The 25,799-nt window shown below is 67.1% G+C and carries 24 protein-coding genes; 20 read left to right on the top strand and 4 right to left on the bottom strand.

The features are described 5' to 3' along the window. Positions 1-92: 92 nt before the first annotated feature. The 6 genes from GORHZ_RS14790 (at position 93) to GORHZ_RS14765 (ending at position 6,107) form a co-directional block, all read left to right on the top strand. A complete protein-coding gene (locus GORHZ_RS14790) occupies positions 93-431 on the top strand; it encodes a DUF4229 domain-containing protein (protein WP_006334302.1) in 339 nt (112 codons plus the stop codon). 7 nt (positions 432-438) lie between these two features. Then, a complete protein-coding gene (gene cds1 / locus GORHZ_RS14785) occupies positions 439-1,578 on the top strand; it encodes an L-cysteine desulfhydrase Cds1 (protein ID WP_006334301.1) in 1,140 nt (379 codons plus the stop codon). A gap of 51 nt (positions 1,579-1,629) precedes the next feature. Continuing rightward, on the top strand, positions 1,630-2,307 hold the full coding sequence (locus GORHZ_RS14780) for an ABC transporter ATP-binding protein (protein ID WP_040532093.1): 678 nt from the start codon (positions 1,630-1,632) through the stop codon (positions 2,305-2,307). Further along, on the top strand, positions 2,304-4,838 hold the full coding sequence (locus tag GORHZ_RS14775) for an ABC transporter permease (protein WP_006334299.1): 2,535 nt from the start codon (positions 2,304-2,306) through the stop codon (positions 4,836-4,838). Before GORHZ_RS14780 ends, GORHZ_RS14775 begins: the two co-directional genes overlap by 4 nt. Positions 4,839-4,930: 92 nt before the next feature. Next, the gene (locus tag GORHZ_RS14770; RefSeq protein WP_006334298.1) at positions 4,931-5,191 is read left to right on the top strand and encodes a helix-turn-helix domain-containing protein; all 261 of its coding nucleotides are present in this window, start codon (positions 4,931-4,933) and stop codon (positions 5,189-5,191) included. Beyond that, complete coding sequence (locus tag GORHZ_RS14765) at positions 5,184-6,107, top strand: Clp protease N-terminal domain-containing protein (protein ID WP_006334297.1); 924 nt, start codon at positions 5,184-5,186, stop codon at positions 6,105-6,107. Before GORHZ_RS14770 ends, GORHZ_RS14765 begins: the two co-directional genes overlap by 8 nt. 56 nt (positions 6,108-6,163) lie before the next feature. Here the strand turns inward: GORHZ_RS14765 and GORHZ_RS14760 are convergent, their stop codons facing one another. Then, complete coding sequence (locus tag GORHZ_RS14760; RefSeq protein WP_040532065.1) at positions 6,164-6,604, bottom strand: hypothetical protein; 441 nt, start codon at positions 6,602-6,604, stop codon at positions 6,164-6,166. A 115-nt stretch (positions 6,605-6,719) separates the two neighbouring features. On the opposite strand from GORHZ_RS14760, the gene GORHZ_RS14755 reads away from it, so the two are divergent. Both GORHZ_RS14755 and GORHZ_RS14750 read left to right on the top strand, forming a co-directional pair. Beyond that, positions 6,720-8,984, top strand: coding sequence for a sensor histidine kinase (locus tag GORHZ_RS14755; protein WP_006334295.1), 2,265 nt, complete (start codon positions 6,720-6,722; stop codon positions 8,982-8,984). Next, positions 8,981-9,628 (top strand): response regulator transcription factor, encoded by a 648-nt coding sequence (locus GORHZ_RS14750; RefSeq protein WP_006334294.1) that lies wholly within the window; start codon positions 8,981-8,983, stop codon positions 9,626-9,628. The genes GORHZ_RS14755 and GORHZ_RS14750 overlap by 4 nt, the downstream gene beginning before the upstream one ends. A gap of 22 nt (positions 9,629-9,650) precedes the next feature. Here GORHZ_RS14750 and GORHZ_RS14745 read toward each other — a convergent pair whose 3' ends face one another. From GORHZ_RS14745 to GORHZ_RS14735, 3 genes are all read right to left on the bottom strand, one after another. Further along, on the bottom strand, positions 9,651-10,175 hold the full coding sequence (locus GORHZ_RS14745) for a hypothetical protein (RefSeq protein WP_006334293.1): 525 nt from the start codon (positions 10,173-10,175) through the stop codon (positions 9,651-9,653). Between the two features lie 297 nt (positions 10,176-10,472). Beyond that, the gene (locus GORHZ_RS14740; protein ID WP_006334292.1) at positions 10,473-10,967 is read right to left on the bottom strand and encodes a flavin reductase family protein; all 495 of its coding nucleotides are present in this window, start codon (positions 10,965-10,967) and stop codon (positions 10,473-10,475) included. Positions 10,968-11,199: 232 nt separating this feature from the next. After that, complete coding sequence (locus tag GORHZ_RS14735; protein WP_006334291.1) at positions 11,200-11,961, bottom strand: GntR family transcriptional regulator; 762 nt, start codon at positions 11,959-11,961, stop codon at positions 11,200-11,202. A 321-nt stretch (positions 11,962-12,282) separates the two neighbouring features. On the opposite strand from GORHZ_RS14735, the gene GORHZ_RS14730 reads away from it, so the two are divergent. From GORHZ_RS14730 to GORHZ_RS14675, 12 genes are all read left to right on the top strand, one after another. Further along, on the top strand, positions 12,283-13,392 hold the full coding sequence (locus GORHZ_RS14730; protein ID WP_006334290.1) for an ABC transporter permease: 1,110 nt from the start codon (positions 12,283-12,285) through the stop codon (positions 13,390-13,392). Positions 13,393-13,394: 2 nt separating this feature from the next. Further along, a complete protein-coding gene (locus GORHZ_RS14725; protein WP_006334289.1) occupies positions 13,395-14,267 on the top strand; it encodes an ABC transporter permease in 873 nt (290 codons plus the stop codon). A 56-nt stretch (positions 14,268-14,323) separates the two neighbouring features. Then, the gene (locus tag GORHZ_RS14720; protein ID WP_006334288.1) at positions 14,324-15,940 is read left to right on the top strand and encodes an ABC transporter substrate-binding protein; all 1,617 of its coding nucleotides are present in this window, start codon (positions 14,324-14,326) and stop codon (positions 15,938-15,940) included. Then, positions 15,937-16,803, top strand: a complete 867-nt coding sequence (locus GORHZ_RS14715) for an ABC transporter ATP-binding protein (RefSeq protein ID WP_006334287.1) — start codon at positions 15,937-15,939, stop codon at positions 16,801-16,803. Before GORHZ_RS14720 ends, GORHZ_RS14715 begins: the two co-directional genes overlap by 4 nt. Continuing rightward, positions 16,800-17,573, top strand: coding sequence for an ABC transporter ATP-binding protein (locus GORHZ_RS14710; protein ID WP_006334286.1), 774 nt, complete (start codon positions 16,800-16,802; stop codon positions 17,571-17,573). The genes GORHZ_RS14715 and GORHZ_RS14710 overlap by 4 nt, the downstream gene beginning before the upstream one ends. A gap of 36 nt (positions 17,574-17,609) precedes the next feature. Continuing rightward, positions 17,610-18,944 (top strand): NtaA/DmoA family FMN-dependent monooxygenase, encoded by a 1,335-nt coding sequence (locus GORHZ_RS14705; RefSeq protein WP_006334285.1) that lies wholly within the window; start codon positions 17,610-17,612, stop codon positions 18,942-18,944. A 16-nt stretch (positions 18,945-18,960) separates the two neighbouring features. After that, positions 18,961-19,989, top strand: coding sequence for a 3,4-dihydroxy-2-butanone-4-phosphate synthase (locus GORHZ_RS14700; protein ID WP_006334284.1), 1,029 nt, complete (start codon positions 18,961-18,963; stop codon positions 19,987-19,989). A 321-nt stretch (positions 19,990-20,310) separates the two neighbouring features. Then, positions 20,311-20,970 carry a response regulator gene (locus GORHZ_RS14695; RefSeq protein ID WP_006334283.1) on the top strand — a complete coding sequence of 220 codons (660 nt, stop codon included), beginning with the start codon at positions 20,311-20,313 and terminating at the stop codon, positions 20,968-20,970. Next, positions 20,937-22,145 (top strand): ATP-binding protein, encoded by a 1,209-nt coding sequence (locus tag GORHZ_RS14690; protein ID WP_051998913.1) that lies wholly within the window; start codon positions 20,937-20,939, stop codon positions 22,143-22,145. Before GORHZ_RS14695 ends, GORHZ_RS14690 begins: the two co-directional genes overlap by 34 nt. Beyond that, positions 22,142-23,221, top strand: a complete 1,080-nt coding sequence (locus GORHZ_RS14685; protein WP_006334281.1) for a DUF8320 family protein — start codon at positions 22,142-22,144, stop codon at positions 23,219-23,221. The genes GORHZ_RS14690 and GORHZ_RS14685 overlap by 4 nt, the downstream gene beginning before the upstream one ends. 218 nt (positions 23,222-23,439) lie before the next feature. Next, positions 23,440-24,648: an ATP-binding protein gene (locus GORHZ_RS14680; protein WP_006334280.1), complete on the top strand. Its 1,209-nt coding sequence runs from the start codon at positions 23,440-23,442 to the stop codon at positions 24,646-24,648. Then, positions 24,645-25,727: a DUF8320 family protein gene (locus GORHZ_RS14675; protein WP_040532088.1), complete on the top strand. Its 1,083-nt coding sequence runs from the start codon at positions 24,645-24,647 to the stop codon at positions 25,725-25,727. Before GORHZ_RS14680 ends, GORHZ_RS14675 begins: the two co-directional genes overlap by 4 nt. The last annotated feature ends 72 nt before the right edge of the window (positions 25,728-25,799 follow it).

Raw genomic sequence — 25,799 nt, 5'->3', positions numbered from 1 at the left:
AATTGGTAAAGAGAGTGCAAAAGCGCCAAACCGGGCATCGGGTGCCGTCGGGACGCGATGATCGGGTTATCCGCGGGCAGTACCCTGGACCCGTGAGCAAGGACAAGGGAACCGATATCACCGCAGCCCAGGGCGCCGGCACCGGCAAGCCGCCGACGGTCGGCAGTGTGGCGCTCTCGGTGGCGCTGTACACGGTGGCACGACTCGGGCTGGTGGTCGCGCTCGCCGCCGTCATCATGGGTGTGGGCGCCCTGGTCGGGGTGCAGATCCCGCTTCTGGTCGCAGCCGTGTTCTCCGTGCTGATCGCCCTGCCGCTGGGCATGGTGTTGTTCAAGTCGCTGCGACTGCGGGTGAACTCGCAGATCGCCGCCGTCGACGCGGACCGGCGGCAACGCCACGACGAACTGCAGGCCAAGCTGCGCGGAAACTGATGCCGCCATGAAGCCGACCAGGGTTGTCGACCATCGTGCCGACCGGTCGTGGGCGGAGAACGCGGTCCGGCTGATCGAGGCCGACGCGCGGCGCAGCGCGGACACCCACCTGCTGCGCGTCGAACTGCCGGCGTGGTCGCGCTGGACCGACCGATCCGGGTCGGAGGTCGGCGTCGACCTGTACCTGAAGGACGAGAGCACGCACCTCACCGGGTCGCTGAAGCACCGGCTGGCGCGATCGCTGTTCCTCTACGCGATCTGCAACGGCTGGGTCACCGAGGGCACCACCGTCATCGAGGCGTCGTCGGGGTCGACCGCGGTCAGTGAGGCCTACTTCGCGAACCTGATCGGGGTGCCGTTCATCGCGGTGATGACGTCGAACACGTCACCGTCGAAGTCCGCGCTCATCGAACGCGAGGGCGGCCGGTGTCACTTCGTCGAGCGGCCCGGTGACGTGTATGGCGAGGCGCTGCGCCTCGAGGCCGAACTCGGCGGGCACTTCATCGACCAGTTCACGATGGCCGAGCGCGCCACCGACTGGCGGGGCAACAACAACATCGCCGAGTCGATCTTCGCGCAGATGGCCGAGGAGGATCACCCGGTGCCGACGTGGATCGTCGTCGGGGCGGGCACCGGCGGCACCTCGGCGACGCTGGGCCGCTACCTGCGCTACCGGCGTCATCCCACGTGGCTGGCCGTCGTCGACCCGGAGAACTCGGTGTTCCTGCCCGCCTATGAGACCTCCGACGGGTCGCTCACCTCCGAGATCGGTTCGCGGATCGAGGGCATCGGCCGCCCGCGAGTGGAGCCGTCGTTCATCTCCCAGGTCATCGACCGGATGATCGGCGTGCCCGACGAGGCGTCGATCGCCACCGCGCGCTGCGTCAGCAACCGTCTCGGCCGCCGGGTCGGCGCGTCCACCGGGACCAACATGTGGGGCGCGCTGCAACTCGTCTCCGAGATGGCCGCCGCCCGCCACGCCGGCAGCGTGGTCACCCTGCTGTGTGACTCCGGCGACCGCTACGGCAACACCTACTTCGACGACGACTGGCTCGCCACCCAGGGGTTCGACCTGACCGAGGCGACCGCGGTGATCGAGGAGTTCTTCGCCAACGGGCACTGGACGGCGGCGTTGACGACCTCCTAGACCGGTCGGGTCTCGGTCGGCAGTGGTTTACTATGCGCTGTGCGCGACGTCATGGGGGTGCCACTGGTCCAAGCCGTCGATCTGGTGCGTGAGTACCATTTGGGTGATGAGCGGGTACGGGCCCTCGACGGCCTCGACCTGAGTCTCGACGGCGGGCAGTTCGCCTCGGTCGTCGGTCCGTCCGGCGCCGGCAAGAGCACCCTGCTGCACGTCCTCGGCGCTCTCGACACTCCGACGTCGGGCACCATCACCGTCGACGGAGTCGACCTCGGATCGCTCAACGACGAAGATGCGTCCGCGTTCCGCCGCCACCGCGTCGGCTTCGTGTTCCAGTTCTTCAACCTGGTCCCGACGATGTCGGCGTGGGAGAACGTCGCGCTGCCGCGCCTGCTCGACAGCCAGTCGCTGCGCAAGGCCAGACCCCGCGCGATCGAACTGCTCGAACGGGTCGGGCTCGGTGACCGCATCAATCATCGACCCGCCGAACTGTCGGGCGGACAGATGCAGCGGGTGGCGATCGCGCGGTCGCTGATCATGGACCCGACGATCCTGCTCGCCGACGAACCGACCGGCAACCTCGACTCCAAGACCGGCCAATCGGTCCTCGACCTGCTCTCCGAGGTCGCCCACGACACCCCGAACCGCCTGGTCGTGATGGTGACCCACGACCCCAACGCCGCCTCCGTCGCCGACACGACGATCACGGTGCGCGACGGGAAGATCGCGTGATCGCATCGATCGGGGCCGCGCTCACGCGGATCCGGGTCCTCAACCTGCGCGAGATCCGCACCCACCGGCTGCGGGTGCTCACGTCGCTGATGGTGGTCGTCGTCGCGTCCGGGTTGCTGATCGCGGTGCTCGGCACCTTCGGATCGCTCACCGAGTCGGTACGTCAGGTCAACGCCGCCATCGCCGGTTCCGCGCAGGTGGAGGTCGCAGCGATCGCGGACTCCGGCATCGACGAGGGTCTCGCCGGCGAGATCCGCCGAGAGGTGCCGGACGCGAAATCGGTGGTGCCGCTGATCCGCGACTCCGTCGTCGTCGACGGCCACGAGATCGCGCTGCTGGGTTCGGATTTCCGCGCGACCGCGCTGTCCGGTGAACTGCGGCAAGCCGTTTCGGACCAGGGATCGTCGGGACTCGGGGAACGTGACCTGGCCGACGGGCTCGTCGTCGGCGCGGCGACCGGGCTGTACGAGGGCCAGCAGCTGACGATCAACGATGTTGCGGTGCGGGTCGTCTCGGTGGTCGACGGCGATCAGGGGACGGTGCTCAACGGCGGCAACTTCGCATTCGCCTACCTCGGGCTAGCGCAACGGCTGACCTCGCAGGAGGGTCGACTCGACTCGATCCTCATCGTTCCGAAGCCCGGCGCGGACGTCGCGGCGCTGAAGGCGGAGGTGTCGCGGGTCGTCGACGGACGGGCCGTCGTCGTGGACCCGGATTTCCGCGCCAAGCAGGCCGAGGTGGCCAGTTCGGTCACCCGCGACGCGACGCTGCTCGTCTCGGCCATCTCTCTGGTCATCGCCGGCTTCCTGGTGTTCAACACGATGAACATGGCCGTGGCGTCCCGCCGGCGATCACTGGCGATGATGCGTGCGCTCGGCGCCCGGCGCGGACACATGGTCGGCGACCTGCTCGGGGAGTCGGCGCTGCTCGGCCTGGCCGGTGGGCTCATCGGGCTGCCGCTGGGCATGCTGGCCGGCCGGTGGGTGATCAGCCGCGCACCCCAGGCGAACATGGAGGCGATGACCGTCACGGTCAGCTATCACCTGCCGGTGTATGCGCCGGTCATCGCCGTGATCGCCTGTGTCCTCGCTTGCGTCGCGGCGACATCGCTGGCCGCGCGGTCGGTGTTCGCGGTGTCGCCGGTGGAGGCGATGACCGCCGGCGAGGTGGCCGACGCGTCGGCGCAGCGCGGCCGGGTCGTGTGGATCGTCGGGATCGTCAGCGTCGCGCTACTGGTGGCGTCGTGGCTGGTGGCGACCCGCGTGCCCGATCGTCCGGCGATCCTGGCCGGTGTCGTCTACGCCGTCGGGGGCCTGCTGCTGTGCTATGCGCTGACCCGTCCGCTGGTCGCGGGCGTCGTCGCGCTGTCGCGGCGATTCGGCGGGCCGGGACAGCTGGCGGCGGTGAACACCGAGCGTGCACCGCGTCGGGCGTGGGCCACGCTGATGACCGTGGCGGTCGCGATCGCCGTCGGTATGGGCACGTCGGGAGCGCTGGACAATCTGGTCAGCTCGATCTCGTCGTCGCTCGACGGGCTCGCCGATCCGGACTTCTACGTGTCGTCGGCGGACGCGGCCGCGATCCCGACCGGACCGGCCCTGCCCCCGGACATCGAGACCGAGGTATCGGCGATCCCCGGTGTCACCCGGGTCGTCGGCGGACAGTGGGCCAACGTCAACGTCGGGGAGGCGCGGATTCTGGTGCAGGGCCTCGAGCCCGAGTCGCTCGCCCCGTTCATGCGCAAGACCGATCCGCAAGCGTTGCAGCAGATACTTGCCGGCGACGGCATCGTGTTGTCGAATATGCTCGCCCGCACGCTGGGCGTGGGGGTCGGGGACACCATCACGCTCGCCACACCGACCGGGTACCACGATGTCGTCGTCCGCGACACCGTCGACTACCTCTCGATCGACTCCGGTACCGCGGCCATGGCGAACTCGTTGTTGGCCACGTGGTTCGACCGGACCGGCGACACCTATCTGCAGGTCTCCACCGACCCCGCCGCCGACCAGGCCCAGATCCGGCAGCGGCTCGAGGAGATCGCGGGCTCGCATCAGCTGGCCGGCGGCAAACCGATCTACATTCACTCCGGGGCCGAGGCGCTCGCGGCGGCGCAGGCCCAGGCGCAGCAGGCGGGGTCGTTCACGGTCGCCATACAGTGGATCGTCGCGCTGGCCGCCGCGATCGCGCTGCTGAACACGCTGCTGCTGTCGGTGATCGAACGACGACGCGAACTCGGGGTGCTGCGCGCCATGGGGGCATCGCGCCGGTTCGTGTCGAGGATGGTGGTCGCCGAGGCCGCCGCCGTCGCGCTGATCGGGTCGGTCACCGGGATCGTGCTCGGCCTCGCGTTGCACCTGCTGTCGAACAAGATCCTCACGGCGACGACGTCGATCGACATCATGTTCTCCCCGCGACCGTCGACGCTGCAGTTCGTCGCGATCGCGTGCACGCTCTGTATCGTCGGCGCGCTGCTGCCGGCCCGGCGTGCTGCGCGGATGAACATCAGCGAGTCGATTCTCAACGAGTAGCGGATCGTATTAATCCGGCTCCGGTGGGCGGAGCTGGGTTCTCATTGTCAATAATTCTTGACACGACGCGATTGTCAACATAACCTGACACCATGCACGACGAACAGAACCCCACCGACATCGCGGGAGCGGCAGCAAGCGACGATCCCGCCCGGGGTCTGGCCGCCGTCCGGGCGCTGCGCACCCTGGCCGACCGTCTCGAGGACGTCCAGGTGGCCAACGCCCGTGCGAACGGATGGAGCTGGCAGTCGATCGCAGAGGTTCTGCAGATCAGCCGGCAGGCCGTGCACCAGAAACATGCACATCGCGAAGCCCGCACGAGCGGGCCAGAAGGAGACAACAACAATGTTTGAGCGATTCAACCGCGACGACAGAATGCTGCTGGCTTTTGCCACGCAGGAGGCCGCTGACCTCGGTCACCGGCAGCTCGGAAACGACCACCTCATCCTGGGCATGCTCTGCAACGCCCGGACGCCACTTTTCTCACTGCTCGCCGAGCAGGGGCTGACCCTGGCGACCGCACGGGAGGCGGCGCAGAAGTACCACGCCGAGCACGACGACAACACCGCGACTCCCGACCTCACCGACGAGGAGTCTGCGGCACAACGCTACGACGAGGATCGAGAAGCCCTGCGCAGCATCGGCATCGACCTCGACAAGGTACGCGCGGCGGTCCGCGACCGCTTCGGCGAGGACCTGTCCGAAGGCTGGGCCGAACGCCCCGACCGTGGACGGGGACGCGGCCGTGGACGCGGCGGACCCGAGGGCCGCGGACGCGGCCGAGGCCACCGGCACGGACACGGACACGGGCATGGCCCGCACCGGGGTCGTGGGCCGTGGCAGGACGAATGTGGGCCCGAAGGCTTCGACCCCCGGGACATGGGCCGGCCCGGCTTCGGCCCCGGCTTCGGACCCGGGGTACCCGGAGGACGCGGTGGCTTCGGTCCCGGACCGTTCGGGCCTGGAGGTTTCGGGCCGGCAGCCTTCGGCGACGACGAGGGCCCCTGGGAGCCGGGACGTGGGCGCCGCGGACCGCGCGGCCGTGGGATGCGTCCGCGGTTCGCTCCGCCGACCCGCGAGGCGTTCACCAAGGCCGTCGAGTTCGCGCGCGAGCGCGGGGACCGTCGGCTGCGTCCCGAATATCTGCTGATCGGGATCATCGACACCGCCGACGACGCGTCGCGCGCAGTGATCGACACGGTCACCACCGCCGAGGATCTGCGGGCCGCCGTGGTGGCGAGCCTGCCGGAGATCGAGGCCGGGGTCTAGGTCCGAAGGGGTCTCAGCGCCCAGGTCTCAGCGCTCAGGTCACGGTCGGCGGCGGATCAGTTCGCCGTCGACCGTGACAGTCGCTGGATCCGCCCCGCGACCCCGACGATGCCGTCCTGAACATCACCCACCGCCCGATCCGACACCGCGAACGGATCGACGTCACCGTCGATGCGCCGCGCGACGTCCTGGTAGCGCTCGGCGTGGCGTGCGATCTCCTCGACATCGGCGTTGAACGCGGCCAGCTCGCGGGCGCATGCCTCCAGCGAGGATCGGGTCGGGTCGTGGCCGCGTCCGGACCATTCGAACTCGGCCTCCCGCACGTGGTGCAGGACGGCTTCGAGGTGCACCGACAGCCCGGCGAGGAGCGCGATCGCCGCGTCGTTCGTCTCGCGCAGCTCGGTGGTCAGCTCCCGCTGTAAGGGCACCGGTGCCCGGGCCACGCCCGCAGCGCCACTGAGCAGCACCGAGCCCACCGACATGACCAGATTCAGCACCCCTGCGAGCCTACCGAAGTGCCTGTGACCGCGGGTATCCCCATAACGGAGTACACCCATGTGTTCTCGGCCCGAGATAACCTCCCGGAACAGGGTTTCGTGACGGAGGACGCGTGTGTCGAGCAGGGGCCGGAGGTCGCCGGGTGACGCCACACCCGGCGAGACCTATCGCGTCCTGAGCCGGCAAGCCGAGCGGATCGGTCTGCTGCTCCTGCACTTCGTGTGCATCGCGGTTGCGGCGTTCACGTTCATCGAACCCGCCGTGCCGGCGCGCGGTCTGGTCATGAGCTCGTTGATGGCGCTGTGGTCGGCCTTCCGGCTCGCATCGCGCCGTCTGGGTGTCCGGTGGGCGGTCGCCGACGTGACCGTGGTCGCGATCTACCTCCTGCAGACACCATGGCTCGTCTCCGATACCCCGTTCATCACCGACGTGAGTCCGATGCTCGGAGTGTCCAGCACGGCGATCATCGCCTTCGGCATCGCCCACCCGACACGCTGGTCCGCACTCGCCGCGCTGGTCACCGCGGGCGCGTGGGCCATCGGCACCCTCCGTGTTCCGGGCGCTGCCGACCCGTGGACCGTGTACAGCTTCGACTTCCTCGCTGTCGATTGGCTGCTCGTCGCGATGTTCCGGCGGGTTGTCTTGCGGGCCGCGACACTGACCGACGGCATGCTCATCGCGTCCGCCGACGATGAGGTCAGCCGGTCGGTCGCCATCGCCCGGCACCGGCTGGCGCGAAGGCACTGCGCGATCATGCACGACACCGCGGCGTCGACGCTGCTGATGGTCGGGCAGGGGGCCACCACCAACCCTGACGTTCTGGCCCGGCAGGTCGACCGGGATCTGGCCACCATCAACGCTTTCGCTGCGCCGTCGCCCCTCGACGACGAACGGGTCGATCTGGTCGAGCGACTGCGGGAGCTGTGCTGCCACGTGACGACGCCGACGCGTCTGGACGGCGTCGACGAGCTGTGGCTCGCCGGTGACATCGTCGACGCCGTCGAGGGCGCCACCCGGGAGGCGCTCACCAACGTCGATCGCCATGCGCGGGCATCGTCGGTGACCGTGACGGTGACGGAACGGTCGGTGACCGTCACCGACGACGGTATCGGCTTCGACGTCGGCTCCGACGGCGTCGCTCGACGATTCGGCGTGCGCAACTCCATCCGCGGCCGGATGTCCGACATCGGTGGTCTGGCCCGCATCAACAGTCGGCCCGGCTCGGGGACCACGATCGTCCTGCAGTGGGCGACGACGGAGAGCAGTCGCGAACTCGACGACCGTGTCGAGTCGGCCCAACGACTGCTGCATGGATTCGGCTACGGGCTGATCGCGATCGCCACGGTCATCGTCGGATCGCAGGCACCGCGCGCGATTGTGGGTGAGACGGATTACCCACTGGCCCAAGCGCTGCTCCTGCTTGTCTGCGTCGTATGCATTGCGATCGCCGGGTATGCCGTCGCCCACCCGGTATCGTCGTCGATCATCTGGGCGTGCTGTGCCGCCACCATCGCGGTGATTCCCGTCCAGCAGATATTGCTGGCCACATCGAGTCTGAACTCCGGCAGCGACTGGGCACTGGGGACTCTCGGATGGTTGATCGTCGCCCTGACGTATCGTTTCCCGATCGCTCGCAGCCTCACGGCGCTGGCGGCGCTCTGGGTGATCGGGTCGGCATCATTGCTGATCCTGTTGCCGGACCGGGAGAGTGTGGTTTCGATCGGCTACGGCTTCGTCGCCGTGGCGCTCCTGCAGGCGTTGGCACTCGTGTTCACCACGTCACTGGTGACTGCGGCACAGACCGCGAAAACGCTGAACGATCAGCATGTTCGACGATGGGCGTCCGAGGCGGAGGAGCGGGCGCTGGCCGCGGATACCGCGGCCAATTACGCCGCACTGTCGGAGTCGTTGGTGCCGTTGCTGGAGCGTCTGCGTGATTCGGTGACCGATCCGACCGATCCACAACTGCGTGCCGCCGCGCTGATCGAAGGCGCGCGGCTGCGTCGGCTGTTCGCCCAGTCCGACAACACCGATCACCCCTTGCTGCAGGAACTGCAGCCGATGATCGGCAAGGCCGAGGACCGCGGGGTGACGGTGACGGTCGACGCCGGCACGACCCTGCCCGACGTCCCGCCGGAATTGCGCGACGAATTGCTGGCGATCGCGTCGATGGCGTTGGCGGGGGCGAGGTCTCGGGCGCGTATCGTGTTCACCGCGACCGCCGAGACGATCACGGTCAGCGTGGTGTGTGACTGTCCGGGCGCCACGCGCGACGCCATCGAGGCGGGCATGGGGATCGTCCCCGCCGTCGCCGGTGATCTCACCTGGGTCGAACTCGAACTGCCCCTGCCCGCCGACGTGAGGAGTGTGCCACGATGACCGAGCCGATCCACATCGGGCTGATCGACGATCACGCGATCATCCACGAGGGCATCGCCGGGTGGTGCGCGCAGGCCGATCCGCCGATCGTGATCACCGGCTCCTATCTCAGTCCGGCCTCGTTCTACGAAGGACACCATGACGTCGACGTCGTGGTGTTGGATCTCCAATTCGATGGGCGGGCTCCGGATCTTGATGCGCTGCATCGCTTGTCCGAGGACGGGTACCGCGTCATCGTGTTCTCCCAGCACACCGGGAGCAGTCTGGTGCTGGAATGCCTCGACCTCGGTGCGGTGACCTATCTGTCGAAAGCCGAAGGGCGCGAACATCTCATCGCCGCCATCCACGCCGCGCGGACCGATCAGCCGTATCTGGGGCCGACGATGGCGAAAGCGATGAACAGCGACGAGGCGGTGAACCGGCCGATGCTCTCACCGCGTGAGCGGGAGGTGCTGATCAGCTGGTTTCAGACGGAATCCCAGGCACTGGTGGCCAAACGGCTGTTCATCACCCCGGGAACGGTGAAGACCCACCTCGGCCGCATTCGCGCGAAGTATGCTGCGGCCGGCCGCGACGCGCCGACGAAGGCCGCGCTGGTGGCGCGGGCCATCCAGGACGGCCTGATCACCGCCGACGACCTGTAGGACGTTCCGCGGAACGCCCAAGTCATGCACGGGCGATGATCTCGACGATGACCGCCGCCGACAGCACCGCCATGGTGGCGAGCTGACCGTAGAGAGCCGTGCGGCACAATGTCGTTCGCTGCCGGTTCGCGGTGCGCAACACCGCGATCGATTCGAACTTGCGGCGCGCAACCGTGAACAGGGCATCGCCGGGATCGTGTGTCAGCCACCAGTACTCACTCGCCATGCCGTTGAGGGTGTCCAGCCGAGTCCCGGCATCGGCCGGTGGCAGGGTCAGGGCAAACGTACCGGCGACGAGCGTGCCGATCCCGACGAGGATCGCGACGACCACCACCGCGACGGTCACGGCATGCGGACGGAACTCGACGGCGCCGCCGAAGACGAACGCCAACACCGCGATCACCACCGTGAGCAGGGCGAGTACCGTTTTCACGATCGTCTCGGCCCGCGCGGTCAGCGTTACCTGTCGTGCGCGTTCACCGTCCAGCTGATCGGTGAGATGGTCGAGATAGACGTGCGGAACGTCGTCGCCCGCGGTGTCGCTCAAGGCGAGAACGGTCTCGCGTCCGGTCGGTCGTCGAGGCTGTGCGAGGCCCCATGGTCGACATATCTTCGGCGCGGCCGACTTTCGCCGTCACCGGCCGACATCGCATTGTGTCCGGTGATCGCATCGACCGTGATCGCGTCACCCGGCCAGGTGCCGTCGTCAGGTACTGAGTGTCTGCCCATGACAGCCCGCTTCCAGTCGCGAATATGCCTGGCGAGGACGATACGCGCGATTGCGGACGAACTGGGGGACCCCGGCGTCGTCGGCGTTCCGCGGACCGCAGTGCGGGTCGTTGTCCTACGCGCTCAACCGCATGAACGACGACTTGTGCCAGATGATGGGCTGCTGGGCCGGATCGTTGAGCAGATCGATGATCCGCAGCACGACGATCTCGTGATCGCCGGCGATGTGTGAGCTCTCCAACGCGCATTCGAAACTCACCGGCGCACCGCTCAGGAACACCGCGCCGCTGCTTCGCACCGTGGTCGCCACACCGGCCAGGCGGTTGGCCTTGTCCTTGGCGGCGAGTTGTCGCACCACCGGTGCGTGATGTTCGCCGAGCACCGAGACTCCCAGCGCAGGTGCCTGCTTCAGTAGCGGCCAGGTCGACGACGACTGCTGCACCGCGAACATCACCAGCGGCGGCGATAGCGACACGCCGACGGCGAACGACGATGCGACGAGTACCGTCGGGTCGTCGCCGGTCATCCCGGCGAGCGCGACGACACCGGTGGGAAAGGCGCCGAATGCGCTGCGCAGTTCGGCCGGATCGATTTCGGTCGAAGTGGTCATGGTGTGCTCACTGTCCATTCGTGGTGATCAGGTGTTCGGTGCAGGCGGTGACCGGATCACCCCCACCGGTAGGGTGATCCGGACCGCGACGAGCCTGCGTGCCGGGAATTACCGACCGATCACCTGACAATTACGTCGACATTGCGCGGCCGACCCCGACCGAACCGCACCACACCGACGGGTGATTGCGCAGGTCAGAGCCTTGGAGAAGCTGTGGCGGGATCGAATCCGCTCACCGTCGATCGGGCCAATCCGACAGTCCCAGGTCCGATTCGAGCCGCACCCGGTCGGCGCGGAACCGGTCGAACACGATCTGGAACGGACGTCCGTCGGCGGTGGAATAGACCACGTCGCGTGACAGCAGGGATTGGCCCGGTTCGATCCCGAGCAGTTGGCTCGTGCGGTCGTCGGACAGTTCCGCGCCGATTGACACCGACGCGGTGCCGGGGGTGACACGGAAGAACTCGGCGATGGTCTTCGCCATCGTCAGCGGTTCGCCGACCAGCGCAGTGGGGTCGGCGTCGAATCGCGGTGAGAAATAGGCATTGCGCAAACCGATGACCTCATCGTTGGCGATGAAGATGTTCTCGACCAGCCGGACATGGTCGTCGTGGATGTCGAGCCGTTCGCTCACCAGCGGGAACGTGGGGACCAGGCGCTGCTCGGTGACCTTGATCTCGACGGATTGACCGTTGGTTCCAGAGAAGTCCGCCAACTGGATGCCGAGGTCCTTGCGGTGCAGTCGCGTACCGACCCGGGGCCGGCGGACCAGCCGTCCGGCCTCGCTCAGCTCACCGAGCGCGGCGCGTACCGACCCGCGGCTGGAGTCGAACATCTGCATCAGCTCTTCTTCGACGAGCGGTGCGTCGGCGTCGATGCTGCCGGTGCGGATCGATGCGAGCAGGAGGTCACGGACGCGGCGCGACGAGACCTGACGGCCACGCGCCGACCCGCCGTGCGCGCGTGGATGTTGAGCAGCATGGGAAAAAGCCACGGTATCGCCTTACCAACTTCGAAGATCGTCGCCCGCCCCGATCGGACTTTCGGATTCCTCAATGTTAGGAGTGCCAAAGCTTGCATGTCCTGACAAGTCGCCAGCGTCACAACTGGCGGATATCTGCGCGTGCAATCGAATGTATTCCTCTGACCTGCGCGGATGCCACTGCTGGCGTCGTGTGAACCCGCGCAATCGATCGGTCACTGCTGGGTGCAGAAACCGAAACAAACCCCGATGACGATCGTGTCTCGGCTCGGGTCGAGGGCTCGTCGAGGAGCTCCGGCCACCAGAACCAGATGTTCACCCAGGAGGGTCCGTGTGACTGCAGACACCACCATCGCCATCGGCAAGTCAGAGAGATCGGTGGCCAGATTCGACGTCGGCGCGTTGCTCCCGGGGTTGGGGTCCTACGGTTGGATTCTCCGGTCGGCGGTGACCACCATCGTCAACTTCCTGCTTTTCGTGCTGCTGGCCTTCTTCCTGGTGAAGCTCATCCCAGGCGATCCGCTGGTTTCGGCCTCGGGCGGACGGCTCTCCGGGGAGGCGCTCGCACAGGCTCGCGCGAGCTACGGGCTCGACGATCCGTGGCTGACCCAGCTCGGCCACTACCTGCAGAGCCTGGCGACGTTCGACCTGGGGAACTCGATCGCGACGGGACGCCCGGTGGCCGAGGACATGGCCGTTCGGGTGCCCGCCACGCTCGAGCTGGTGGCGACCGGCCTGTTCTTCGCCACCGTGGTGAGCCTGCTCATTTCACACCTGGTCGTCACCCGGCCCCACAACCCGGTCTCGCGGGTTCTCGCGACCTACGCCCGGTCCGCAGGCGCGATCCCCGAATATGTCGTCGGCATCGCGTTCCTGTACCTGTTCTTCGCTGTCCTGCACTGGGTTCCAGCACCTTCCGGACGTCTCGACCCGATTCTGATGGCACCGCCCAAGGTCACCGGATTCCCGATCCTCGACTCGCTCCTGGCCGGTGACACGGCCGCGATGAACTCCTACGTCTCGCATCTGATCCTGCCGGTGGCGGTGATGGTCTTCGCACACGCCGCGATAATGGTCAAGACGACGATCCTCGCGCTCGACAAGGAAATTGATAGCCCCGCAACCCGTTTCCGTATCGCCTCGGGCGCCCCACGGCGTGTTGTGCTGGTCAGCATCTACCGGCGGGCGCTGCCGGCCACCGTGTCGATGCTGGGCATGATGTTCGGGCTGTTGCTCGGCGGCGCCGTCGTCCTCGAATCCCTCTTCGGGCTCGGTGGTCTGGGCCAGTACGCGGTCGACGCGGTGACCACATCCGACGTCTACGCGTTGCGGTCGTTCCTGGTCGTGACCGCCGGGCTCTGTCTCGCCGTCTATTTCCTCACCGACGTGGTCACCGGTCTGCTGGACCCGCGTCGTCGTGCGTCCCGAAACCAGGAGGTCTGAGCATGACGATCACCGCTTCCGATCGGCCCGTCGACGGCACGATTGGCCGCGAGAATGGTTGGTATGTAAGGTTTCGCCCGTACGTCGGTCTGATCCCGTTCGGTGTGCTGATCTTGTTGGCGGTCATCGGTCCGTGGATCGCGCCGCAACCGGCCACCGATGTCGTCGGGACCCCGTCGACAAGCCCGTCCGGGGCGTATCCGTTCGGCACCGACTCGAACGGTTTCGACGTCCTGTCGCGCACGCTGACCGCGTTCCGGATCGACGTGTTGATCGCGCTGGCGGTCACGGCGCTGGCCACGGTGCTCGCGCTGATCATCGGCACCTTCGCCGGTATGTACGGTTCGCAGTCGGGCCTGGTGGGGCGGCTCGCCTCGATGACCGGTCGGATCATCGACCTCGTCCAGGCGCTGCCGGTGATGATCGCCGGACTGGTTATCGTGTCCTTCTTCGGACGCAACGCGGTGGTCATCACGTGCGCATTGAGCCTGGTGCTCATGCCGTTCCAGGCGCGGCTGATGCGCACCGAGGTGCTACGCACCCGGACCGACGGCTATGTCACCGCCGCGCGGATGAGCGGCGAGTCCGAGCCGCGGATCCTGCTTCGCCACGTGATCCCGAACTCGATCGCCTCGACGATCGAGAACACCTCGGCGATCTTCGGTATGGCGATCATCTTCTGTGCCGGACTGGGATTCCTCGGGGTGGGGATTCCGTTGCCGGAGGCAGAGTGGGGGAACATGCTCTCCAGCGCCGCCCCCGACGCGGCGGTGGGCCGGTGGTGGCCCGCGCTGTTCCCGGTTCTCGCCCTCGCATATTCGGTATGGGCGGCGTCGAAGGTCACGACGCTGATCTCCCAGCAACGACGACGTTGACCGTCAACTGACCAGCAACACATCACATCACTGAATCGAATGGAGATTTGCGTCCGATGAGATTGAAATCCCGATTGCTCCCCGGCTTGGCGGCGGTTGCCGCAGCCGTGACGTTCCTCAGCGCATGCGGTGGCAGTCCCGCCGCCGAGGAGGGCGGCGTGGTCATCGTGACCGCCGCGCAGCCGCAGAGCTTCAGCTACGAAACCAGCGCCACCGGATACGAATCCGCCGAGTTCTTCATGAACACCGGCGCCACCCTCATCCGCAATCCCTACGTCGCCGGCACCGACGGGATGGCCGCCCACCAGGAACTGTTCAAGTTCGAACCGGTGCTCGCCTCGAGCTACGACGTCAGCCCCGACGAGAAGGTCTACACCTTCCACCTGAATACCGACGCCCGGAGCGTCGCCGGCAACAGCCTCAGCGCCGACGACGTGATCTTCTCCCTGCAGCGCAAGTTCAAGGTGGACACCTCCATCGTGCCGTTCATCAGCTCGCCGGCGATCACCGATCCCGACACGCAGGTGACCAAGATCGACGATGCGACCGTGCAGATCACCGTCGACGACCCGGCCTACGGATTCACGATGCTGTCGCTCCTGGCGAACACGCCGTACAACATCTACGACTCCACCGTGCTGCAGGAGCACGCGACGGCCGAGGATCCGTATGCGGTCGAATGGTCGAAGAACAACGCCGACTTCGGTTTCGGTGCCTACAAACTTGCCGGCTACACCCCCGGTCAGCAGATGGTGTACGAGGCGAACCCCGGTTTCGCACTCGGTGAACCGGCCGTCAAGCGGATCGTGCAGCGCGTCGTCGCCGACCCGGGCCAACGCAGCAACCTGGTGAAGAGCGGGGACGCCGCCATCGCCACCCAGCTACGTCCGGCCGACCAGGTGGACCTCGCGGATTCGGGTGCCGCGCAGATCTTCGACGTCCCGACCAACGCCTACGTCTATATCCCGCTGCTGACCACCAAGGCGCCGTTCGACAACCTCGCGGTCCGTCAGGCCTTCGCCAGCGCGGTGCCCTACGAGTCGATCATGAACAACGTCTATCACGGTCGGCTGAACCCGATCTCGACGATCCTCAACCAGACCCTGCCCGGCTGGGACGGAAATGACCTGCACGCCAACACGACCGACCCGCAGAAGTCGCTGCAGATCCTGCGCGATGCCGGCATCACCACGCCGGTGAAGTTCACCCTGACGGTCAACAACGCGGTCCCGGACCTCAAGGAGACCGCCGTGCAGGTGCAGACGGCCGCCAAGGCCGCGGGCTTCGACGTCACCATCAACGAGGTCAACTCGGCGGTGTTCCAGGAGGGTTTGGCCAACAAGTCCTTCGAGGCCTCTCTCGGCCGTGATTACGCTGTCGTCCAGTCGCCTTCGTATGTGCTGTCGCTCTTCTACACCCCGGGGTCGCCGATCAACTGGCCCGACTTCGACTACGCGCCGCTGAACACCGCGATCGCCGATGGCAACTCCGCAGGCAACCCGCTCGGCCACGAGGCGTGGACCGACTGGAACGGTGCCGAGCAGGTGCTGCAGGACCAGCTGCCGACCATCTACATCGGATATGTCCAGCCGCTCAACGCCTTCGCCACCGGAGTCGACGGGTACGCGTTCCGCACCGACAACGTCATCGACTACTCGGAGCTGCAGGCATGACCGACGAGTTCGCAGCCCGGGCGGAACGCAGCGCGCTCCTCGAGGTCGCCGACCTGCGCATCTCCTATCAGGGGGTGGAGAAGGTGCACCCGACGTCGTTCACGGTGCACGAGCGGGAGCGGGTCGCCATCGTCGGCGAATCCGGGTCGGGAAAGTCGAGTATCGCCAACGCTCTCGGCGGATTCATCTCGCCAGCCGTCGGGACCGTGCAGGCGCAGATCATGACGCTGGCCGGCCGGCCGCTGCTTGAGTCGTCCCCGAATCGCATTCCGATTCGCCGGGAGGGGATCTCGATGATCTTCCAGGATGCGATGAGTTCGTTGGACCCGGTCGCCACCGTCGGCAATCAGCTGCTGAGTGTCCTGCCGCGTGCCACCTACGGATCTCGCAAGGCGCGCAAGGCGAGCGCCGAGGAGCGGCTGCGACAGGTGGGCATCGTCGACCCGCGTCGGGTGATGTCGTCGGTGCCGGGGCAGCTATCGGGTGGGATGCGGCAACGGGTGATGCTGGCGATCGCGTTGGCGTCCGAACCGGTGCTGCTCATCGCCGACGAGCCGACCAGCGCGCTCGACGCGTCGTTGGGAATCACGGTGATGGAGATGATGATGAGTCTGAGTCGGGAGGAGGGTACGGCGCTGCTGTTCATCTCCCATGACATCGCGCTGTCGCGGCGGTACTCCGACCGGGTCATGGTCATGCGTCACGGCACGGTGCTGGAGACCATCGCATCCCGTGACCTCGACCGGGCCACCCACCCCTACACGCGTGGGCTGCTCGCGTGCATGCCGACGCTGGGATCGGCGGGGCTTCGCGAACTCCCGACCCTCGACTCGGTTGGCGCGCACGACGAGATGGCGGCATGAGCACGGTGATCGAGGTCGTCGACGTCCGTAAGACGTACGGGCGTCACGTGACGGCGCTCGACGGGGTGACCGCGATGTTCGAATCCGGGCGCTCGGTCGGCATTGTCGGCGAAAGTGGCTCGGGCAAGTCAAGTCTCGGGCGGATGCTGGTCGGTCTGAGCACCCCGACATCGGGGCAGGTGCTGGTCAATGGCCGGGATCTGCGGCAGTTGCGGCGCCGGTCCCTGCGGCTGGAGTTCCTGCGGGCGGTTCAGCAGGTGGCGCAGGACACCACGACCACCTTCGATCCCCGCCACACCGTCCGGGAGGCGGTGCGCACGCCGGCGCAGATCCTCGGTGGGATGGACAAAGCGGCGGCCGACGACGCCGTCGACGCGATCGTCGAGGAGTTGGGCATCGGGGCGGAGCTCGTCGACCGGTATCCGCACGAACTGTCCGGCGGACAGCGGCAGCGGTTGTCGATCGCGCGGTCGCTGATCGTCCGGCCCGACATCCTGATCTGCGACGAGGCGGTCAGCGCGCTGGACGTGTCGGCACAGGCCGTGGTGCTCAACGTGCTCAAACAGTATGTTCGGTCGCATTCGCTGGGCCTGGTGTTCATCTCGCACGGACTGCCGGCGACCGCGTTCATCACCGACGAACTGCTCGTCATGAATGCAGGAGTCGTGGTGGAAGAAGGAGATACCGCGACGGTTCTGGGCGAACCGTCACACGCCTACACCAGGCAATTGGTCGAGGCCTTCAGGACAGTGGAAACCGCTGCCGCCTGAGCTATTTCGAAGTTTTCTTACAGGAGAGGTGAAGACATGTTCCATCTGGGTTGGTTTCTCGGCGACGGGTTCGGCATCCATGCGTGGAGTCCGGTCAACGGCGACGGTCCGTGGATCGGTAGCAACGCCACCGATTGGATGAAGCCCGACATCTATGTCGACATGGCGACGAGTCTGGAACGGGCCGGTTTCGACTACATCCTCATCGAGGACACGTCGATGGTGGAGGACTCCTACAAGCAGTCGGCGGAGACGTCGCTGCGTCGTGGGTTCATGGCGCCCAAGAACGATCCGATGCCGCTGGTTCCGCTGATGACCAGTGCCACGAGGCACATCGGTGTGATCCCCACGGTGTCCACGATCCAGTACCCGCCGTATCTGGCGGCGCGTGCGTTCACCACCCTCGATCACCTGACCGAGGGCCGGGTGGGCATGAACGTCGTCACCAGCGTCACCGACCGCGTCGCCCAGAACTTCGGCTACGAACGCCATCTCGACCATGACGAGCGTTACGACATGGCGATGGAGTGGATCGACGTCGTCAAGCAGCTGCAAGGATCGTGGGAAGAGGGCGCGGTGATCGCCGACCCGTACACGGGCGTGTACGCCGATCACACGAAGGTGCATCCGATCGAGTTCGTCGGTAAGTACTTCAAGTGCCGCGGACCGTTGAACACCGTTCCCGGACCACAGATCTCAACCCCGGTCTGCTCGGCCGGCAGCTCGCCGGCCGGTCGCGCGCTCGCCGCCAAGTACGACGACACGCAGATCGCGATCGTCCGGGACGCGGCGGCCGCGAAGAAGTACCGGGAGGACATGCGCGCCCGCGTCGCCGCCAACGGGCGCGATCCCGACGACGTCAAGTTTCTGTTCATCGCCACCCCGACGATCGCGGCCACCGACGAGGAGGCACAGGAGAAGCACGCGGCGTACCTGGCCTCGCGCGCATCCGACGAGGCGATCGAGTACAACCTGTGGAACATGTCCTACACCTCCGGTGGCCGTATCGATTTCGGCAACATCGATCCCGACACCAAGATCCGCGACATCGACCTGTCGAAGCAGAACGGCGAGTACACCTCGATCAAGGAACTGTTCGAGGGGCACGAGGACGAGTCGTTGCGTGAGGTCGTGGCGAAGAGCCACCAGGTCAAGGACATGGGTCTGATCGGGTCGCCGTCGACCGTGGCGGCCAAGATGGGCGAGATCATGGAGGAGGCAGGTGGTGACGGATTCCTGTTCTACCTGCCGACCACCCGCTACAACCTCGCGCTCGTCTCCGACGGTCTCGCGCCGGAACTGCGTCGGCGCGGGCTGATCCGTGAGGAGTACACCGGCTCGACGCTCAAAGAGAACCTGACCGCGTTCTGATGTTCGAGGCGTTCTGATGGACGATCTGGCCGAGGTCTTCGCCGGTGCCGGCGCCCTCGTCGTCATCAACGACGACGAGGCGTCGGGCGGCGGGCATCTCGTGGCGCCAGCGGAGGGTGTGACGCCGGAACGTTTGGTGGCGTTGTGTTCCCGGGGGAGCGGCACCGTGTCGGTCGCCGTCGACGGTGCGGTCTGGTCCCGATTGTCGGGTGAGTTGGCGCAGTCCGCGCAGCTGCAGACCGCGCACCTGAAGCCGACGCACCTGCTGTCGGTCGATCTGGTGGGACAGGACGACAGTGACACCTATGCCGGGTGGGCGTCGACGATCTCCGCGATTGTCGACGCCCACCCGGGCCGACGCTTCGCCTCACCCGGCCATGTCACGGTGGTCAATGCCTCGGTGTGTCCGGATTCGTCGGTGGTGCGGCTGGCCGTCGATGCGGTGGTCGCCGCCGGCGGTGTCGGGGCGGCGCTGTTGACCCGGCTCAGCGGTCGGGCCAATCCGGCCGAGCCGGCGCGTGGTCGTGAGGTGTTCGCGCTCGCAACGGAATACGGATATCCGGTGGTGACGGTGTCCGCGTTGCAGGCGTTGGCGCGACTCGGGCCGGTCGGTGTCGTCGAGTCTGTGTCCGCGCGGCTTCCGTTGGTGTACGGGATGTTCGACGCCGTCGGGTTCAGCACAGTCGGTGGGTCGGCCGACAACCTGGCTCTCGTGCATGGCGACATGACCGTCGGCGGTCCGGTGAGCGTGTCGATCCACACCGAATGTCCGCTGGGTGATCTGTTCGGGTCGTCGGCGTGTACGTGCCGTCGGCGGCTCGACGACGCGTTGCGCCTGATGTCGAGCCAATCACGTGGTGCGGTGGTGTACTTCCGCCGGACCGGGCCGGCCTCGTCGATGCATCACTCGGCTGCGCCGATCCGGTCGCTCAGCTCGTTGGAAGTCCTGTTCGGACACCTCGGGATTCGCGACATCACCGTGGCGCCGACCTCCGATCCCGTCGACGGATTGCCGGTGTCCGAGGAGATCGTGTTGCCCGCGTAGTCGTGAACGTTCCGCGGAACGCTCCGCGCGTGTCGATCGTGCACACCCCGGCGTCGATCGTGCACACCCCGCCGCGTCGATCCGGCACGCCGCAGTGTCGAGCGTTCGCACGTTCGTCCGCGGAACGCAGTCGGACGCACGATCCCGGATAGCCACCTCGCCGCGACCGGTTGACCCGATCGAGTGATACCCAACGGCACCCGAGCGGACCACACTCGACCCGGAGACACGAGACTACGGGACGATCGTCAGGAGAATGGCGATTCGGGCCCGGGATGGTTCGTGCGTCATTTTCGCGACCGATGCGCGATGATGGTCGCCATGACCGACCAGCCCCAGAGAAAGTGGCGAATCGGAGTCGTCGACGACCACGAGCAGATCGTGCGCGGACTCCGCGCAACGCTCGACGACCAGCCGGACATGGAACTCGTTGCCGGCGCCGAGACCGTGGCGGCGTTGCTCGCGGTGACGTGCGACCTCGACCTGGCCCTGCTGGATCTGCGGCTCGGCGACGGCACCTCGCCGATCACCAACATCGAGACCCTGCGACAGGCTGACATCCCGACGTTGGTCTACACCTCTGGCGACGAGATGTTCCTGGTGCGGCAGGCCGCCAGCGCCGGCGTGATGGGCGTGGTCCGCAAGAACGCCCGCGAGGAGGAACTGCTCGCCGCGATGCGTCGGGCGCTGTCGGGTGACACCGTCCCCGGCATCGACTGGGCCGCGGCCATCGACTCCGACCCGGGGCTCGTCGACCTGTCCCCGCAGCTACGCCGCGTGCTCGAGCTGTATGCGGCAGGGGAGTCGTCGGCTCGGGTCGCGCGGGAACTCGACATCTCCGCCGAGACCGTCACCGACTACGTCAACCGAATCCGCAGCCGGTACACCACGGCCGGACGGCCGGCGCCGACGAAGACCGATCTGTACAAACGCGCAATCGAGGATGGATGGCTGCCCATACCGCGACGCTTTCGCCGCTGACCGGAGTCCACGACGAGCGTGACGAGCAGGCGGGTCTTCGGATCCTGCGACTGATGGCGGTATTCGTCTCCGTCGGCTACCTCGCCTATGCGGTGATCACCGCCCCGTCGGTGATGGCGATGGCTTCGGTGATGGACGCCTGGTGGACGGTGCTGGCATGCGTGTTGACCTTTGGTACCGGCCTCGCGATTGCGCCAATGTCCTGGCGCGGCAGTGCGCAGCGCATCCGCCTTGCCGCCGGTGCAGCGGCGATCGGATATCTCGTCACGGTGGCTCTGTGGTGGTCCGGCTGGAACGGTCAGCTCCTCGGTACCCACGATTCGGTCTGGTTCGCGCAGTTTTCGGGACTTGCAGCGATCGCGTCGGCGCTGGCATTTCGGCCCGTCGTCGCGTTTGGATACCTCGTGGTCGCCAGCGCAGGCAGCATGTGGATCAGTCACGTCGTCCGACCTGGGTCGAGCTACAGTCCACTGATCCCGGACCTCGCCTGGGGTGTCGCGTTCTCGCTGCTTTTCGTCGCTGCCGCGGTGATGGCGATCAGGACCGCCGGGATCCTTGATGCCACACGTGCTCAGGCGTTCGAGGTGACGGCTGAAGCCGCGGCGGCCAACGCTCGGTCGGCCGAACGCACCCGCTTCGACGCACTGACCCACGACAACGTGATGTCGACCCTGCTGCTCGCGTCGCGACAAGGTGCGTCGCCCGAGTTGGCGCAGAACGCGCGTGCCGCGCTCGCCGCCGTCGAGGAGGCCGCTGCCGGCGAAGTCCGAACCACGTTGACGACCTTCGAGGCGATGAGTCAGATTCGCGCAGCTGTCTCGTTGATCGACCCGGCACAGCCGGTGGCGGTCCCCGGTGATGCCGATTTCGAGTCGGTGTTTCCTGCGGCCGCGGTGTCCGCGATCGCGGCAGCCACCGCGGAGGCGCTGCGCAACAGTCGTCGGCACGCCGGCGAGCAGGCGACGACGACGGTGACCATCACGGCAGGCCCGTCCCTCCTGCGCGCAGAGGTCGTCGACGACGGACTCGGATTCGATCCCGCACAGGTTTCGGCGTCCCGGCTGGGGATCGCGGTCAGCATCCGCGGTCGCATGAGCAAGATCGACGGCGGTGTCGCCGAGGTCGATTCGCGACCCGGCGGTGGAACGCGGATTCGCGTGGAGTGGGCGCGATGATCGACGGCGAGCGCACCACGGGCCCACAACGGGAGGACGTTCGTGACCTGTTGGGGATGCGGCAGCCGGGAGCGTGGTTTGTGCTCGGGGCATTCCTGCTCGCGACGTGGGTTGCCATTGCCTACACGTTCTCGGGAGTTTCGTCGATTTGGCCGGTCATCATCGCAGGTTTGGTCATTTCGGCCTCAGCTGTCGCGATCATGCAGGTACCCGGCGATCCGATCCCGCCCTGGACGACAGTCGCACTGGCCGCGTCCGGGCCCGTCGCCTGCGCCCTGGCCGTCTCGGTTTCCCCGGCGGAGTGGGCGACCTCGGTACTGCTGGTCTGGGCACATGGCGGTGCAGTTGCTGTGTACTGCTTCATGTGTGTCCGCGGCAGATTGGCCGCACCGTGGGTCGGTCTCATCGGGGAAGCAGTTGTGTTCGCCATCTGGGCTCAGACGATCGGGCAGTCGTCAGTAGGGATCGTCGTCGCGGTCGTCGCCATTGACGCGGCACCGCTTACGATGGCCACCCTGTTCTCTTTCACCCTCCGCCCGACGGCCAAAGCAGTCTTCGCACTACGCGCCCAGACGATCACCCAGGTCGGACGCTTGTCCGCCGAGTCCGCGGCCGCCGAGGAACGCGCGAGCCAGGTCCGAACCCTCGATCATCTGGCCCGTCCGATGCTCGAGCGGATCGCCTCGGGTGAGGAGCTATCGGCCGAGGAACGTCGGGAATGTGCTCTGCTGGAAGCGCATCTGCGCGATCGGTTGCGGGCGCCACTGATGTCGACGCTCGACCTCGACGAACCCGCCTACCGGGCACGGACCCAGGGCGTCGAGGTGGTGTTCATCGACGACTCGCGCCCAGACGTGACGGTGGCCGACACAGAAGCACAGATCGACCCGCGCGTGGCGTCGGCGGTCAGCGGGCTGGCGACCACCGTCCTCGACGAGGCCGACGAAGGCCAGATCTATGTCCGTGTGTCACCGCCGGATCGGCCGATCGCGGCGTCGGTGCTGCATCGTCGGGCGGACGGTTCGAGCATCCGATCGGAGATCGACCAGTCCGGCGCCGTTCGTTCGTTCAGCTGACGAATCCGCATAGGGGATCACCGGTTTCCGTGACCCCAAAATCCCTGCTCACGAGGGTTCGGTACGGGGGAAACGGGACAATCGCCGCATTGTCGAAGATTCGGACCTCGGTTGGATCGCGCGCCCTCGTTCCGACGGATGCGCGATGATGTCTTCATGATCGAACGGCTCCGGACGGTGCCGACGACCGGCCCGCACCAACGCGTGATCGAGGATGAATGGCTGTCCGCATCGCGGCGCGTCCGCCGCTGACCGGAGTCCACGACGAACGCGACGAGCAGGCGGGTCGTCGGTTACTTCGCCTGAGTTCGGTGTTCGTATCCGGCGGTTACGTCGCCTACGCGGTGATGACGATCCCGATGGTGGCGGCGTCGCTGTCGCTGATGGACACCTGGTCGACGGTGCTGGCGTGGCTGTTGACCTTCGGTACCGGTATCGCCATCGGGCCGCTGGCCTGGCGCGGGAGTGCCCGCCGCATGCAGATGGCCGCCGCTGCGGCAGCCGCTGGGTATCTGGTCTCGGTGGTTATCTGGTGGATCGGCTGGAACGGGCAGCTCCTCGGTCCGCACGACGGGGTCTGGTTCGCGCAGTTCCCCGCACTTGCGGCGATCGCGGCGGCGTTGGCTTTTCGTGCGGTCGTCGCATTCGGGTATCTGGTGGTGGCCTGTCTGGCGAGCGTGGGGATCAGCCATGTGGTCCGGCCTGCGACGGTCTACGGCCCGATTCTTCCCGATATCGCCTGGTCGATCGGCTTCTCGATGGTGTTCGTCGCGGCAGCGGTGATGCTGATCAGGACGGCTGCGATCCTCGATGCCACTCGCGCACAGGCGTATCAGGCGACCGCCGAGGCCGCGGCCGCGAATGCACGGTCGGCGGAGCGTAGTCGCTTCGGTGCACTGACCCACGACAATGTCATGTCGACGTTGCTGCTGGCGTCACGGCAGGGCGCCTCTACAGAACTCGCGCAAAGCGCGCGCACCGCGCTCGAGGCGATCGAGCAGGCGGCCGCCGGAGAGGTCAGAACGACGCTGACGACCTTCGACGCGATCAGTCAGATTCGCGCCGCCGTCGCCTTGATCGACCCAGCACAGCAGGTGAGCGTTCTCGAGGCCGACATGACCGAGGTGTTTCCGGCCCGGGCGGTCTCGGCGATGGCAGCCGCCACCGCCGAGGCGGTGCGCAATAGTCGCCGGCACGCCGGTGAACACGCCACGACGACGGTGACCGTCACCGCCGAACCGTCGTCGCTGCGGGTCGAGGTGATCGATGACGGCGTCGGATTCGATCCTGGCCAGGTGCCGGCGTCCCGGCTGGGGATCGCGGTCAGTATCCGCGGCCGCATGAGCCAGGTCGACGGTGGCCACGCCCAGATCGCGTCGCGCCCGGGAATCGGAACCCGAGTGAGTTTGGGGTGGTGGGCCCGGTGACCGGCGGCCAGAGCGGGGAACCGACCCAGCAACACGAGGATGTCCGCGACCTTCTGGGGATGCGCCAGCCGGGTGCGTGGTTCGTCCTCGGCGGCTTCCTCGCTGCGACATGGATTGCCATCGTGTCCACATTCTCCGGCGTGTCCGCGATCTGGCCGGTCATCGTCGGCGGTCTGGCGCTGTCCGCCGCCGCGGTCGCGATCATCGTGGTGCCCGGCGATCCGCTCCCACCGTGGCCGACCGTCGCGTTGACCGCATCCGGTCCGCTCGCGTGCGTCTGTGCGGTGTCGGTCTCCCCGGCGGAGTGGGCGACGTCGGTGCTGATGGTCTGGACGCACGCCGGTGCGGTCGGGGTGTACTGCTTCATGATCGTGCGCGGACGACGCGTTGCCCCGTGGATCGGCCTTGCCGTGGAGGCCGTCGTCTTCGGTGTGTGGGGGCATGCGACGGGACAGTCGCCACTGGGTACCGCTGTTTCGGTCGTCGCCATTGACGCCGCGCCGCTGATCATGGCCACACTGTTCTCCTTCACCCTGCGGCCCGCGGCCAAGGAGGTGTTCGAGTTGCGCGCCCAGACCATCACCCAGGTCGGGCGGTTGTCCGCGGAGTCCGCGGCCGCCGAGGAACGGGCGAGTCAGGTCCGGACCCTCGACCACCTGGCGCGGCCGATGTTGGAGCGGATCGCCTCGGGGGAGGAGTTGACGACCGAGGAACGTCGGGAGTGTGCGCTGTTGGAGGCACATCTGCGGGATCGGTTGCGGGCGCCGCTGATGTCGACGCTCGATCTCGACGAACCGGCGTATCGGGCGCGCACCCATGGTGTCGAGGTGGTGTTCATCGACGACTCGCGTCCGGACGTGACCGTGGCCGACGCGGAGGCGCAGATCGACCCGCGGGTGGCGGAGGCGGTCAGCGGGCTGGCGACCACCGTCCTCGACGGGGCCGACGAAGGTCAGATCTACGTCCGGGTGTCGTCGCCGGATCGGCCGATCGCGGCGTCGGTGCTGCATCGTCGGGCGGACGGCTCGAGCACCCGATCGGAGATCGACCAGTCCGGCTCGGTTCAATCGTTCAGCTGACACAAGCCCCATATTTTGGGGGCACCCGTTCGGGGGACCCCCAAAGATATGGCTGTTTTCTGTCGGACCGCG

The sequence above is a fragment of the Gordonia rhizosphera NBRC 16068 genome (assembly GCF_000298195.1).
GTDB classification, from domain to species: Bacteria; Actinomycetota; Actinomycetes; order Mycobacteriales; family Mycobacteriaceae; genus Gordonia; species Gordonia rhizosphera.
This window is presented reverse-complemented; position numbering and strand designations above follow the sequence as displayed.